The 14,314-nt window shown below is 34.8% G+C and carries 12 protein-coding genes; 7 read left to right on the top strand and 5 right to left on the bottom strand.

Annotated features, from left to right (window positions below):
- Window positions 1-5: 5 nt before the first annotated feature.
- A complete protein-coding gene (locus GFS03_RS11700; protein WP_153424835.1) occupies window positions 6-794 on the bottom strand; it encodes a cytochrome C oxidase assembly protein in 789 nt (262 codons plus the stop codon).
- A gap of 124 nt (window positions 795-918) precedes the next feature.
- Here GFS03_RS11700 and GFS03_RS11705 point away from each other — a divergent pair, with 124 nt between their 5' ends.
- Window positions 919-1,311, top strand: coding sequence for a hypothetical protein (locus GFS03_RS11705; RefSeq protein WP_153424249.1), 393 nt, complete (start codon window positions 919-921; stop codon window positions 1,309-1,311).
- On the opposite strand, the gene GFS03_RS11710 is transcribed toward GFS03_RS11705, so the two are convergent.
- Window positions 1,308-2,564, bottom strand: coding sequence for an acetyl ornithine aminotransferase family protein (locus GFS03_RS11710; protein ID WP_153424250.1), 1,257 nt, complete (start codon window positions 2,562-2,564; stop codon window positions 1,308-1,310). The two genes, GFS03_RS11705 and GFS03_RS11710, sit on opposite strands and share 4 nt — an antisense overlap.
- 155 nt (window positions 2,565-2,719) lie before the next feature.
- Between GFS03_RS11710 and GFS03_RS11715 the strand changes: the two genes are divergently transcribed.
- From GFS03_RS11715 to GFS03_RS11730, 4 genes are all read left to right on the top strand, one after another.
- Entirely contained in the window at window positions 2,720-4,333 is a 1,614-nt protein-coding gene (locus GFS03_RS11715; protein ID WP_181443759.1) for a thiamine pyrophosphate-requiring protein, read from the top strand.
- A gap of 2 nt (window positions 4,334-4,335) precedes the next feature.
- Complete coding sequence (locus GFS03_RS11720) at window positions 4,336-5,133, top strand: aldo/keto reductase (RefSeq protein ID WP_153424252.1); 798 nt, start codon at window positions 4,336-4,338, stop codon at window positions 5,131-5,133.
- Window positions 5,134-5,281: 148 nt separating this feature from the next.
- Window positions 5,282-7,291, top strand: a complete 2,010-nt coding sequence (locus GFS03_RS11725; RefSeq protein ID WP_153424253.1) for a protein kinase domain-containing protein — start codon at window positions 5,282-5,284, stop codon at window positions 7,289-7,291.
- Window positions 7,292-7,328: 37 nt separating this feature from the next.
- Entirely contained in the window at window positions 7,329-7,517 is a 189-nt protein-coding gene (locus GFS03_RS11730) for a hypothetical protein (RefSeq protein ID WP_153424254.1), read from the top strand.
- Here the strand turns inward: GFS03_RS11730 and GFS03_RS11735 are convergent.
- Both GFS03_RS11735 and GFS03_RS11740 read right to left on the bottom strand, forming a co-directional pair.
- Window positions 7,514-7,894, bottom strand: a complete 381-nt coding sequence (locus tag GFS03_RS11735) for a RidA family protein (protein WP_153424255.1) — start codon at window positions 7,892-7,894, stop codon at window positions 7,514-7,516. The genes GFS03_RS11730 and GFS03_RS11735 overlap by 4 nt on opposite strands.
- A gap of 24 nt (window positions 7,895-7,918) precedes the next feature.
- Window positions 7,919-8,752: a CBS domain-containing protein gene (locus GFS03_RS11740; protein WP_153424256.1), complete on the bottom strand. Its 834-nt coding sequence runs from the start codon at window positions 8,750-8,752 to the stop codon at window positions 7,919-7,921.
- A gap of 634 nt (window positions 8,753-9,386) precedes the next feature.
- On the opposite strand from GFS03_RS11740, the gene GFS03_RS11745 reads away from it, so the two are divergent.
- Window positions 9,387-10,469 carry a glucose 1-dehydrogenase gene (locus GFS03_RS11745; protein ID WP_153424257.1) on the top strand — a complete coding sequence of 361 codons (1,083 nt, stop codon included), beginning with the start codon at window positions 9,387-9,389 and terminating at the stop codon, window positions 10,467-10,469.
- On the opposite strand, the gene acs is transcribed toward GFS03_RS11745, so the two are convergent.
- Window positions 10,458-12,416, bottom strand: coding sequence for an acetate--CoA ligase (acs, locus tag GFS03_RS11750; protein ID WP_153424258.1), 1,959 nt, complete (start codon window positions 12,414-12,416; stop codon window positions 10,458-10,460). The genes GFS03_RS11745 and acs overlap by 12 nt on opposite strands.
- Before the next feature lie 144 nt (window positions 12,417-12,560).
- On the opposite strand from acs, the gene GFS03_RS11755 reads away from it, so the two are divergent.
- Window positions 12,561-14,309, top strand: a complete 1,749-nt coding sequence (locus GFS03_RS11755) for a chloride channel protein (protein WP_153424259.1) — start codon at window positions 12,561-12,563, stop codon at window positions 14,307-14,309.
- Window positions 14,310-14,314 lie beyond the last annotated feature (5 nt).

Consider the following 14,314-nt stretch of genomic DNA (forward strand, 5'->3'; position numbering starts at 1 on the left):
GCACCTCAACTGATACTATTCAAGATTATTGCTACTACCACAAGAATTGAGAATAATTGGTGTAATCCGATAGACATGCCTGGTTTTAATGGATTTCTATTGCTAGAATCCCATACCCATAATCCAACAATTATTTCTAATGCTGTGAAAATTAATGTTAACCAGTAATGTAGCAAGACCACAGCAATAATAAAGATTAGCGACACAATACCGTGAATTATCCATGCAGCTTGTAACCATGGATTTCTCTCCTTGTCTTTTTCCCAAGGTCTGCCTATCTTTAGTTTCATCCTCCTAGTTCCAGTTACTACACCTCCCATAAAGATGACGAAGTATAAAAAGTGTGGAGGAACTATTGCGTTAATTAAAAATGACACTATATTCAGCTTAAATATTTCTAATCCTTGTAGCATAATGAGAAAATAAGATACGAAAGTCGTATAAGCTGCTATATCATGTAATCCCTGGAATATTGAAGGTAGCTTTCCAGCTAAGACATATAGTGTCGCCATACCTAAAAGTGCTGTAAAAACTACTGATATAAATCCAATTATTGATATAAGAGAGGGATGAATTATTAATATGACAAGAGAGAAAATTCCTACTATTGTAGCTAGAATTCTGTGGATCGCTTCAGGGTCTTTTTTAGCAGCTAATTGCATTATATCATGTGTATAGGGCCAATTAGTTCCTAGTGATAAACCATATCCATAGCCTTCTACTATTCCACCAAAAACTATAGTTGTTCCAGCCAATATTGTCTCAAGTGCTGAAAGGTAAGTTAAAATCATCACTGTAATAGTGAATTTATGCCTTAAAAATCTCTTTTAACTTATAGCTAACATCTGGTAAATATGTTTCAAAATAATGATAGATTTGGGAAAAATTCTATTTATATTTTTGTGGAAAAAGTACTTGATGGCAGAAAAAGAAGTGGGAATTGCTAGGCTAACGTTAAGATGGATAACTGCAATGTTATCAGCACTATGGGCGGGAGTTCACTTAGTACTAACACATGCAGTGTTACCTAATTCAACTGCAACAATGATTTATGATACGTTCTTCGGTTTTACATCGGCGTTGGCAATAATAGCAGCTGTCTTATTAATTCAAGGATTAAGGTATAGCTATCCACTAATTACTATATTTTATACCATTGACTTAGCATTGCTTAGTGAGACCAGGTTAGGACCAGCATTATTCGTAGGTAAGAAACTCCCATTTAACTACTATGTTGATATCTCCTTAGCTCTTGATGGTATCCTAATAGTATTATCGTTACTACTAATCCTTGTGGAAAAGAAAAGTTAAAGTTTTTCTATTTCTTCTTTTATTATTCTAGTACCTTTCATAGCCAACTCTTCATCTATTATTAATGGAGGTTCTATTCTAACTACAGATTCTCCAGCACCTATCGCTAGTACACCTCTTCTAAAGGAATTATATAATATTTTCTCTAGACCTTCAACAAATGGTTTATTACTCTTTCTTAGCTCAGCCCCTATGAGAAGACCTAATCCTCTAACATCGTATAAGTAAGGTGATTTAGTATCTGCTAATTCTTCTATAATTTTCTTGCCTATATTGCTTACATGGTCTAAAAGTTTCGGAACCTCTTCTAAAATAACTTTTGATGCAGCTAATGCTAGTGGATTTCCTCCAAAAGTAGTTGCATGAGATCCCGGTGGCAAATCCATGATTTCCTTTCTTCCAACAACTGCACCGAGTGGAAGTCCTCCACCTAGTGCTTTAGCTAAACACACCAAATCCGGTGTCACATTGAAATATTCAAATGCGAACATTTTACCTGTTCTTCCAATTCCTGTTTGTACTTCGTCAAGTATAAGTAAGATTCCAAATTTCTTAAGTAAATTATTCAATTTATAAAAGAAATCTTTAGGAGGTACAATAACTCCACCTTCTCCTTGGATAGGCTCAGCAACAAATGCTGCCACTTCATTAGGATCAACTACTTTCTTGAAAATCCAATCCTCTATAAATCCCAATAACGCTTCAGTACAATCTTCTTTACATAATGGATCTCTTTTATCTGGATATGGGATCAAATATGTTGATGGTAAAAGAGGAGAGAAGGATTGCCTTTGGATAGCTTTACTTGAGGTAAAGGCTAAGGAGCCTAAGGTTCTTCCATGGAAGGAATTGATGAAACCAATAATCCATTGTCGCTTTGTATGCCCTCTAGCTATCTTTATTGCTGCTTCCACACTTTCAGTACCACTGTTAGTATAGAATACCTTAGCCGAGAATGGCATAAAGGAGTTTAATCTTTTCGCTACTTCTACTGCAATTTCATAGTAAAAATCTGTAAGACTGTAATGAAAGAACTTCTCCATTTGCTCCTTTACTGCCCTAATGATCTTCTCGTTTTTGTGACCTAATGCTAATACTCCTATTCCTGCGTTAAAGTCAATGTACTCCTTTCCCTCTATATCGTAGACTATAGCTCCGGAGCCATGATCTATTGCAAACGGATACCATCTCCTAAAGGATTGCATCAAATACTCTTCATCATCTTTTATTAACTCTTCCACTTTCTTGCTCATAGTTTAAAGTTCGAACAAATAATATATTAATTTTTCCTAGATTCTTCAAGTAACAAGGATAACTGTCCATTTATCGTAAACAGTAAATTAATGTCTTTTAATATTTTCTTTGGAAGGAAAGATAGTATTTTATATTCATGATAAAATATTTAGGTATGAATGCCGGAAAGACGTTTTTATCTCTCCTTAAGGAAAGCGGTATTAATAAGATATTTATAGTATCTGGTACGGATTACGCTTCATTAATAGAGGCTAAGGTTGAGGATCCTAGCTTACCAGATTTTGAAATAGTACCTCATGAGATTACTGCAATTTCAACAGCAATAGGTTATGCACTAGGTAATAAGCTAAGTGCTGTTGCTGTTCACACCACGCCTGGAACTGCAAACGCGTTAGGAGGTATAATGAGTGCATATACTTCTAGAATACCACTTTTAGTTATTGCGGGAAGGAGTCCATACACTGAGAAAGGTAATACTGCAAGTAGAAACTTGAGAATTCATTGGACGCAAGAGGCTAGGGATCAAGGAGAATTGGTTAGACAATATGTCAAGTATGATTTTGAAATTAGAATGGCTGATCAAATACCAGCAGTAATATCTAGAGCAATCCAAATAATGATGAGTGAACCTAGAGGTCCAGTATATCTTGTATTACCAAGAGAGGTAAGCATTCAAGAGATTAATGAAGTTAAGAGAATACCAATGGACTATTATGAACCTGCGCCTTCACCAGATAAGATTAGTAAAGCTAAGGAGATGCTGGAAAAGTCCGAAAGACCTGTAATTATCACGTGGAGAGCTGGAAGAAGAAAAGAATGGTTTGAATCTCTAAAGAGATTTGCAGATAGTTATAACATTCCAGTTCTCAATTATGCTGGAGAGGTTTTGAATTATCCCAGTAATGGTACAATGGCTCTGGATAGATTTGATTTACGAAATGCTGATTTATTATTAGTAGTTGAGGCTGAAGTACCATATTTTCCTAAGAAAATCGATTTAGATATCCCGATAATTAAGGTTGATGTTGAGCCTTCATACTCTTATATTCCATACTACGGTTTTAGATGCGATTTATGTATACAATCCACTCCGAGTAACTTCTTTGATTACGTTTCAATAAGACCAAAGAGTTATGATGAAATTAGAGAGGTAAAAATAAAGCAGGAAGAATATAAGAGGCAAGAGATTGAGAAGTTAAAAGATAAGAAACCAATTCATCCTAAGTATTTGTCATATGAAATTGGGAATATAGCGTCTGAGTATGATTTGGCAATATTTAATGAATATCAGTTTAACCCTAGATATGCAAAGCTGAGCGAGTTTGGGTCTTATTTTGCCGACTTATCCATAGGATATCTAGGCCTTGCATTAGGAGCTGGAGTTGGGTACAAAATAGCTACTAATAAGGACGTAATTATTACTACTGGCGATGGTTCCTTTATATTTGGCGTTCCAGAAGCCTTTTATTATGTTTCCTCAAAATATCCGACAATGGTTGTGATTTTCGATAATGGCGGTTGGTTGGCGTCAGCTGAGGCAGTAGATGAAGTTTTCCCTGAGGGTTTAGCAAAAAGTAAAAGGTATTATCCTGGTGCAGATTTCGATAAGAGATTCGAGATCGGAAAGACTGTTGAGGCTTTTCATGGCTACTATGAACTAGTTGAGGATCCTTGGGAGATTAAGCCTGCCTTAGTAAGAGGTTTAGAGAAGGTGAGAAAAGAGAATAAAATAGCTGTGATTCAAGTTATAGTAGATAAGGTGAGGTAATTATGAAGTTATGTAACAAGGAGATATCACAAATTGGATTTGGAACTTGGAAAATTGGCGGAGGCTATTGGAGTCCAGATTATTCTAAGGATTCCTATTATATCGAGATATTAAAGTACGTATTAAGTAAGGGAATAAACGTTATTGACACTGCAGAAATGTATGGTGGAGGACACTCTGAAGAATTAGTTGGAAAAGCTATACAAGATTTCGAAAGAGATAGAATTTTCATTATAACTAAGGTATGGTCTAATCATTTAAGATATGATGATTTAATAAGATCCGCTAAAAATAGTTTAAGAAGGCTTAACTCAAAGTATATTGACCTATACTTAATCCATTGGCCAAATTCTTCAGTGCCGTTAGAGGAAACTATAAGGGCAATGGAGGAACTAGTAGATCAAGGTATTACAAATTGTATTGGAGTGAGTAATTTTGATGTCAAACTTTTAGAAGAGGCTATGTCATTAACTAAAAAATATGAAATTGTCGCAAATGAAATAGAGTATAACATTGAGAATAAAACCGCAGAAAAAGATGTTATACCATTTTGTGAAAGGAATAACATAAAAGTCATAGCTTATTCTCCTCTCGCTAGAGGAAATATTAAGAACAATAAAATATTAGAGGAGATTGGGCGTAAATACAATAGAAGTTCCGTTCAAGTAGCACTAAACTACCTCATGAGAAGATCAATACCAATACCTAAGGCATCCAGTAAAGAGCATATTGACGATATCCTCGGGGCCTTGGGATGGAATCTAAGTGATGAGGATTATGAGAGGATTTCGAAAATCTAAATAACTCAGCATACTCTGAAAACATGAGATCGTTTTAAAAGTTATAAAAAGCGCAGTACCTATAATTTGCCTATAATACAAGCTTTTGGTGAGGAGGAGGTATTATATGATTAAAGTTACTTAAGATATTCCTTAGAACTGAGTTAGTGTGAAGCTAGTATTACAGTTAGATGATCAGAGATATTTATACGTTGATGGTGTAATTAGACCTTTCGATGGTAAGGTAAAAGTTAAAGATGATGTGATAGGATACGGTGTCATTTATGATGCAGGTAAGGTAAAAGTTTTATATGATTATAAGGTAGTGAGAGTAAGCGATAATAATGTAATTGCACAAGCAATATTGAAAGAAAAAATAGATAAACTAAATATATACTTATTTGAATATAACAATACTATATTTGCATATTTTGGTGATATTTCTAACCCTAAATTAAACTTTCCTTATATGATTATATATGGAATACCTATCCCCTTAGGTTCTAAAATCGAAATTACTGAGGCTTTAAATAGAGACTATAGGATAGCGTTATATGCATTAAACAATTTTAGGAATGATTCCAGCATAGTAAATCATTCAATTTTATCTTTGGTCAAATTTGATAAATGTGATGATGCGGTAAAATATTATAAAGAACTGAAAGTTTCAGATCCAGAGGTTTCCTTAGCAGTAGCTCAATGTATGGAGAAAATAGGAGATGAATTAGAGGCCTTAAAGATTTACTCATTTTTATCTGAAGAGAAGTATAGAGAATTAGAGAGTAAAATTAGGAGTAAGGTAAACTCAATTATTGAAGAATATAGGAAAGAGGGAAACGTGAAACTCTTAATGGATGCTGTAAAGATGTTACCAACGTATGACGCACCACTTATTGAATTAGGCTGGTATTATGTTAACAAGAGAAAGTTTGATGAAGCTGTAAAGTACTTTAATGAAGCTGTTAAAAGAGTACCTACGTTTCATAATCTGTTGTTATACGCATGGTCTCTTATAATTAATAACAAGTATAAGGAGGCATTAGAAGTTATTGAGAAGGCAGAAAGAGTTAAGCGTAATGCCGGTTCGGCATACATAAAGGGATTAGCTTTAGAGGGTTTAAATGCTCCATCTCAGGCTCAAAGAGAGTTCCTCTATGCATGTAGGGAAGGGATAATCGATGCATGCATGAAGATTAGATCGTATAAGCTTTACGTACCAGAACCGTTTGATGCTACAGCTTGGTTAGGTTATGTGCTCTATGGATACGAAGTAAAGCAAGTGTTGGGAAATGGTGGTATGGGTTATGTATTATTAGTTGAGAGGAATGGTAGGAAGTATGCTATGAAAGTGATGAAGAAGGAATATACTTTTATAGAGATGCTTTATGAGGTTGCGAAAATGCAAGAAATATCTAAAAGATCTGAATACTTAGTTAAAATATTTGCTAGTTTTCTAGATGAGAATTGGACAGATTACTTTAGTTCTCCACCCGCAATAATAATGGAATATATGGAGGGGGGCGACTTAAGATCAATCTTAGTTGATCAAGACTATTCTGCTTTACGTCACTCTGTTAAGTGGCCTCAAGTAGTAGCCTTTGTGTTCTCTAAACTTGCAAAAGCCGTTATAGAAGTTCATAAGGAAGGATACGCACATTGTGATATAAAACCATCTAATGTACTATTCAATAAGAAGCTACCGAGATATGGAGAAGACGCTCTTAATTCTTTACTCAATTCTGAAGTTATACCTAAACTATCTGATCTAGGTTCATCGGTAAAAATCGGTACTCCAGTGATGCACTATACTCCCTATTATGCCCATCCCTTACAGAGATTTGGGAATAAAGCCGAAACTATGTTTGATGTTTACTCGTTTACGGTATCACTTTATGTATCTCTCACTAACAACTTTCCATATCCAGAATGGTTAGAAAATGAAATCGAGGAAGCGGTAAAGAATCCGGAGAAGAGAAAACAAGCCTTAGATGATTTTTATAAAGCGGTACCAAGGCTTGATTACATACCAGTGGAATTTAGGGATCTTATAATGAGTGGACTAAAGGGTGAAGTTAGTATATTAGAGATAAATAAGAAGCTTGAAGAAATTTTGATTGAAGATTATAACATAGACATTAATAATTTGAATAGTGAAGTAGAAAAGCTTATAAGCTATTGATTACAGTTATATAAAATAAAAGACTCGGTGAAAAAGAATGACAGAGTCAATGGCCAGGAAAGTATTCGAAGGACTAGCATATACAATATGGGAAGACGACGAAGCTAGTGTTGTCTTGTTAGAAGGAAAACCAATTCAAGCGAGCTGCGTTGAACACGGAAATCATAATCTATTCGATCTAGAATGTCCATATGTAGAAAAGCTATTGAAAAAGATTTTTTCTTAACCCTTCTGAGCTATGACGCTTATTTCTATTAATACGTCTCTTGGTAGTCTTGAAACTTCTATAGTAACTCTAGCAGGGGGTTTATTACTGAAATATTTCGAGTAAACTTCATTGAATCTTTGGAAATCTTTTATATCTTTTAAATATACAAATGACATTACAACGTCATCCAGCACATAACCAGCCGCTTCTAGAATAGCCTTTATGTTTTCAATGACTCTAATTGTCTGTTCTTCTATATTTTTGCCTACTACTTCATTTGTATTAGGATCTACTGGGATTTGCCCAGATACGTAAAGTACATCTCCAACTTTTACTCCTTGAGAATATGGGCCTATTGGTTTAGGAGCTTTATCTGTGAAAACTATTTCCCTCATGTGAATTACTAAATCGAAAATGGTTTAAAGTTTTTCCTTAAATTTCTCCATGACTAGAATATGATGTAGAGCTATTAACAAATCCCTCTCAGTGATTATACCTCTTATAGTATTATCCTTATTCAATATCAGTAGCGAGCCTATTCTCTTTACAATCATCTCTGCAGCTGCTCTATTTATTGAGGATAACTCATCAATAGTCACTAGGTTTGTGACCATAATGTCTTTCACTGCTTTATTATAGAAGTAATCTGGATCCAACTTATCCACTGCCTTAGCCAACTGTCTAATAGCATTAACTACAGTTATTATTCCTATTACCTTGTTATCGTCATTAATGACTGGTAATCTTCTAAATCCCCTTCTTAACATCAATCTAACTGCTTGATCTAATCTCACATCCTTATAAATAGTTCTAACATTAGTTGTCATGAAAACTTTTACAGGAAATATCTCATCCAGATCCTTGTAGAGTAGTAGAAATTCTCTCTCTGTTATAATTCCTACTGGTTTATCGTTTATATCAACAACTGGCAATGATCCAAAATTCCTGGTTACCATTATATTTAATGCAGTAAATTCATCAGTAGTATTATAAATTGTAACTGGATTAGGGGTCATATAATCTATTACTGGCGTAGTGGAAATACGATAGAGATCACCTTGACTACAACTATCTTTGCAATGCGATTCTACAGTAGATAAAAGATCTCTAGTGGTTAACAGCCCTTCTATTTTTTCATTAGATATGATTATTCTACCTATCCCTCCCTCATTTATCTTCTTAAACGCTAAACCTAATCTATCCTCTTTAGATAATATTGGTGGGTTTCTTATCATTAAAGTTTCTATATTCACATATATTATCTGTTATTTTACTTTATAAACATGTGTTTACGAAGAATAAGAAGTAAGGTCTTTAGATAGGCAGGGATATACATACTATTTAAACCATAACTCATAATTCGTACCATTTATGGAGTTTTCTCTAGTTCTAGAAGCTTTTCTTAAACGAGATATGTAATTCCGAATCAATTAGGATAAGAAGTGAATTATCAACTTGAATCAAGTAGGAAAACAAAATTCTGATAATCCGTAAAGAGGGGTTTAGGCAAAGAACTCTGTATGGTTCTAAAGGGAATGGGGAAATATTAAAAAGGAACACATACTGCTAGAGAGAAAACTGAGATGAAGAATTGTATCTGAGTAGACACGTGAAATTCTTTTCAGTTATCTAATAGTGGTTATGCATTAAGTGTTTTTTTGTATTTTTGAAAAATTTTATAATAATCTTATAAAAGCTGAAGAAGGGTATCGATTTATGTTAAAGTTAGCTAAACGTCATTTAATAAAAACTCATAAGACTATGAATATTTGAAGAATGGTTATGGGAGTAAAGTTCGTCAAGTGAATATTATATATTTTTATAAAATTTGATAATTTTTATGAAGGTTATTATGTATTTATAAATTTAAATGCAAATATACTTCTTATGAAGGCATTATTAGTCTATCCACCAAAAAGAGGGGTAGAAGTTAAAGAGATAAACAGCATAGATCAATCAATAAGTGGAGAAGAAGTTTTAATTAAAACGATAGCAAATGGCATTTGTGGGACTGATCGTGGTATTGTTTCTGGCTTGTTGAAATTTTCGCGTCCACCTAAAGGTAAAAATGGTCTAGTACTAGGGCATGAAAATCTTGGTCAAGTAATAGATAAAGGACCTCATGTACAAGCTTTAAGTAAGGGGGATTATGTTGTTTCGATAGTTAGAAGGGGTTGTGGAAAGTGTTCTAATTGTTTATCTGGAAGGCAAGACTTTTGTGAAACCGGAGAATTCGTCGAAGCTGGAATTAGAGGATTAGATGGCTTTATGAGAGAATTTTACATAGATAATGCTAGTTATTTAGTTAGAATACCAAATGAAATAGTCGATATCGCAGTTTTACTTGAACCACTTTCCAATGTAGTAAAGGCTTATAATGAGCTAATGTTAACGCAAAGAAGAATGATATGGTGGTGTAGGGATGGTAGTTACGATTGTAAAAATGTTACCATAGTGGGATCTGGACCAATAGGTCTCCTTTTTTCGCTGATATTTTCCGTTCAAGGTTTTAACGTATTTGTTTTAAATAAGAGAGATCCTTTTCCAATTGAAGCAGAGATTATGGAGAAGATTAACGCTAAATTTATCAATACTACTAAAGATCAATTACCTAATGTAGTAGATGTACTTATTGATACTTCTGGATACCCGTCAGCGTTTATTCCCCTAATGAATAAGTTGAACAAAAACTCATCTGTTATATTATTTGGCACTACTGGTGGAGAGAAATTCGAAGTAAATGCTGATTTAATAACATACCTTGTTGAAAATAATATTTTATTGTTTGGGAGTGTTAACGCTAGCAAGAAGGACTTCGAGGAGGGTGTAAATTATCTTACGATATGGAAGTATAGGTATCCAAATGTATTAAATAAAATGATAACTAGAGTAGTTAAGCCTGAAGAGGCTCCAGAAGTATTATATGCAAAACCTAGGGGAGAAATAAAAACAATAATTTCATGGGTTTAATTGACTCCTTAACGCTTCTATAGCTTTTTTAATTTCTTCTATGGAAGCTTCATCTTCTAGTGTAGAGATATCCCCTACAGCAGAGCCCATCATAACTGCTTTTATCACTCTTCTCATTACCTTACCAGACCTAGTTTTAGGTAACGCGTTAACAAAATGTACTTCTAATATTACAATTGGTCCCATAACTTTCTTTACATGTTCGTTTATGCTCTTAGCCAATTCGTTACTCGGTTGATAGCCTTGCTTTAATACAACAAATGCATGAGCGATCTCTCCTTTTACGGGATCTGGAATACCTATTACAGCTGCTTCAGCTACAGCTGGGTGTGAAGTTATTGCTGATTCTATTTCACCAGCTCCTATTCTATGACCAGCTATCTTTAACGTCTCATCTGCTCTCCCAGATACCCATACATATCCATCTTCATCTATCATGGCAAAGTCTCCAGTATAGTATACATTAGGGAACTTACTGAAGTAAGTCTTTATAATTCTCTCATTACCCTCATCATTCCACATACCTATCATCATCATTGGCGGGAATGGTGGCTCAATAATTAAGTAACCTCTCTCTCTAGGCCTAGCAAGATTCCCATTTTCATCAACGACCTTTACTTTATTTCCCGGTAATGGGAACCCAGATGCGGGTCCCGACTTCATTGTTAAGAAGATTGGATATCCCGGCATATAACCTAAATTCGGAGCTCCAGTTTCAGTTTGCCACCATTGGTGTGACATGAACACTTTACCTTTACCTATAACTTCTAACCCGTATTTCCACGGAGCGTAATTCAGAGGTTCCCCATTCGTCACTATTATTCTAAGTGAATATAATTCACGATCTTTAATGTAATCTTCACCGTATTTCATTAGATACCTTAAGAATGTTGCAGAAGTACCAAAAGTGGTAGCCTTATATTTCTCAATTAGTTCAGCCCATTTATCGGGATATGGGTAATCGGGTACACTCTCATATATTATCACACTTCTACCCATTACTAGCGGTGAGTAAGTAATGTACGAATGCCCTACAATCCATCCTATATCTGAAGTATTGAATAATACGTCGTTTTCTTGACTTAACCCATAACTCCATAACAACATAGTTGCAGTACCCACCAAATATCCACCTGTGGAATGAACTACACCCTTAGGTTTCCCAGTAGTTCCAGAAGTATAAAGGATAAATAACGGATGTGTAGCATCAACTGGTTCTGGTTCAATATATTTGTATTTACCTATTTCATCAAAATAGATATCTCTTCCTTCTTTAAATGGTATTTCTATCCCACTTCTCCTAAATACTATAACATTCTTTACGGAATTATTCTGTAATTTTGATAATGCCTCATCGACAGTCCTCTTAAGCTCTACTAGCTTACCCTTTCTATAATAACCATCTGCAGTAATAACAACCTTAGATTGGGCATCAGAAACTCTATCAGCCAATGCTTGTGAACCAAAACCCGCAAAAACTACACTGTGAATTGCGCCTATTCTCGCACAAGCTAACATTGCTATAACTCCTTCTGGAGTTAAAGGCATGTAAATTGTAACCCTATCACCTTTTTTTACACCTAATTGTTTTAACGCGTGAGCCCATCTATTTACCTCGTAAAATAAATCTTGATAAGTAAGTACTTTTCTCTCACCTTTTTCAGATTCCCAAATTATCGCAGCCTTAAACTTCTTACTACTATTCAAATGTCTATCAATTGCATTATAGGTAGCATTTAGTTTTCCGCCAACGAACCACTTTGTAAGAATTTCTTGTTTGAAGGTTTCCTTCCAAGGGTCAAACCAGTCAATTAATTCTTCAGCTAGTTTACTCCAGAATTTACCTGGATTTTCTATACTTTCCTTATAGATCTCCTTATAAAGTCTTATATTATAGTCAACTTTTTCTTCTATTTCCTTAATATTTTCTGAAATTTCTTGTTCCATATGATATCATATAAATCTGTTTGTAAGGTATTAAAAAACTTTACTTAGGATTGAATGTAATTATAGACTTAAAAAACATAGAGAGAGATAAATGGTATTGATTCTATAATAAATCTTATAATCATGTCTCTTTTACAATATTATATGAACTTATCATCATTGCCATATTTCGAAAAGTGGTTTATCCTTGGAATAATCTTAGGTGTTGTAGCAGGTTTCGCAGCGATCACATTTTACTTATTACTACACCTGTTCGAAGAAATATTTCTGTTCAATTTTATAGGCATGAGTTATCCTAGACCACTCGGCGAGGGAGGAACATTAAACTTCGTCTTTCATCCAGGTAATTATCTTCTTATACCTATATCCACTGCAATTGGAGGTTTAATTTCTGGAATAATAGTTTACACATTCGCTCCAGAAGCTGAGGGACATGGTACTGATGCCGCAATAAAATCTTATCATTATTTTCAAGGCAAGGTTAAATGGATTGTTATTCCAGTTAAGATAATAGCTTCCGCTATTACGATAGGTTCTGGAGGTAGCGCTGGAAGGGAAGGTCCAACTGCGCAATTTTCAGCTGGTGTAGGTTCAGTTATTGCTGATTTACTGCATCTCAGTCCAGAGGATAGAAGAAGGGCGGTAGCAGTAGGCATTGGAGCCGGAATAGGTACAATTTTTAAAACGCCAATTGGAGGTGCAATCTTAGCTGCTGAAATTCTATATAGAAGGGATCTAGAGCCAGAAGTAATATATCCAGCATTAGTTGCCTCAGCAATAGGTTACACCATATTCGGAAGCATATTTGGTTTCACTCCCGTATTTGGCTATTATACAGGAACTTTTGATCCATTGAGATTGCCAATGTATGCAGTTCTAGGACTAGTTTCTGGCTTGATGGCTATATTATATCCTAAAACCTTCTATGGAATTAACTCACTTTTCAAAAAATTACGAATACCTAATCACGTGAAGCCAGCAATAGGTGGGCTTATCACTGGTTTAATTGGATTATTGGCTCCAGAGATTCTTGGAACTGGTTACGGGTGGATTAACTTAGTTGAGTATGAGAAGGTTTTCACACTATATTCTCCGCTTATACCCGCAATCATATTAATAATAATATTGCCATTTTTAAAGATCATATCAACTTCATTTTCAATAGGTTCTGGCGGTAGTGGAGGAGTTTTTGCTCCCGGTTTGTTTATAGGTGCATATTTAGGTGCGAGTATTGGGTTATTGTTTCATTATTTATTTCCAACCATTGTACCTACTATAGCCCCATTCGTTATCATAGGTATGATGAGCTTTTTTGCGGGAGCAGGAAAAGTTCCATTATCAGTTTTAATAATGGTTACTGAAATGACCTCAAGTCTCCAGTTACTCCCTGGAGCCATGATTGCCGTAGCAATTTCTTATTTAGTTTCTGGGAATAATACGATCTACGTATCTCAATTGCCGACAAGAAGGGACTCACCAGCTCACAAGGCTGAATATGAAACTCCACTAATGCAGACCGTACGTATTGAAAAGTGCGAATTGAAAGATATTAAGGTTTACGTTGACGAAAAGGTAGGAAAGGCTATACAAATAATGCTTGAGAATAGTTTTATGAGCCTACCTGTGGTAAATTACGATAATAGATTTCTTGGTGTAGTTTATCTAAAAGATTTGGAAAGGGTCAATCCAGAAGATTCAATAGGAAAATATATAACCAGAGGGTCTCCTTCAGTATCCTTAACCTCTACCTTGGAACACGCATTAGAGGTAATGGCTACTAACAAAACTAGATGGGTTGCTGTTGTGGATAACGGAAAATTTTTAGGAATTGTGACGTACGATAGTATTATAGATGCGTATAAGAGAGAGTTAAACGTGATTAAGAATTCATAGCTAAA

It is taken from the genome of Sulfolobus sp. E5-1-F, assembly GCF_009601705.1.
In the GTDB taxonomy this organism is placed as follows: Archaea; Thermoproteota; Thermoprotei_A; order Sulfolobales; family Sulfolobaceae; genus Saccharolobus.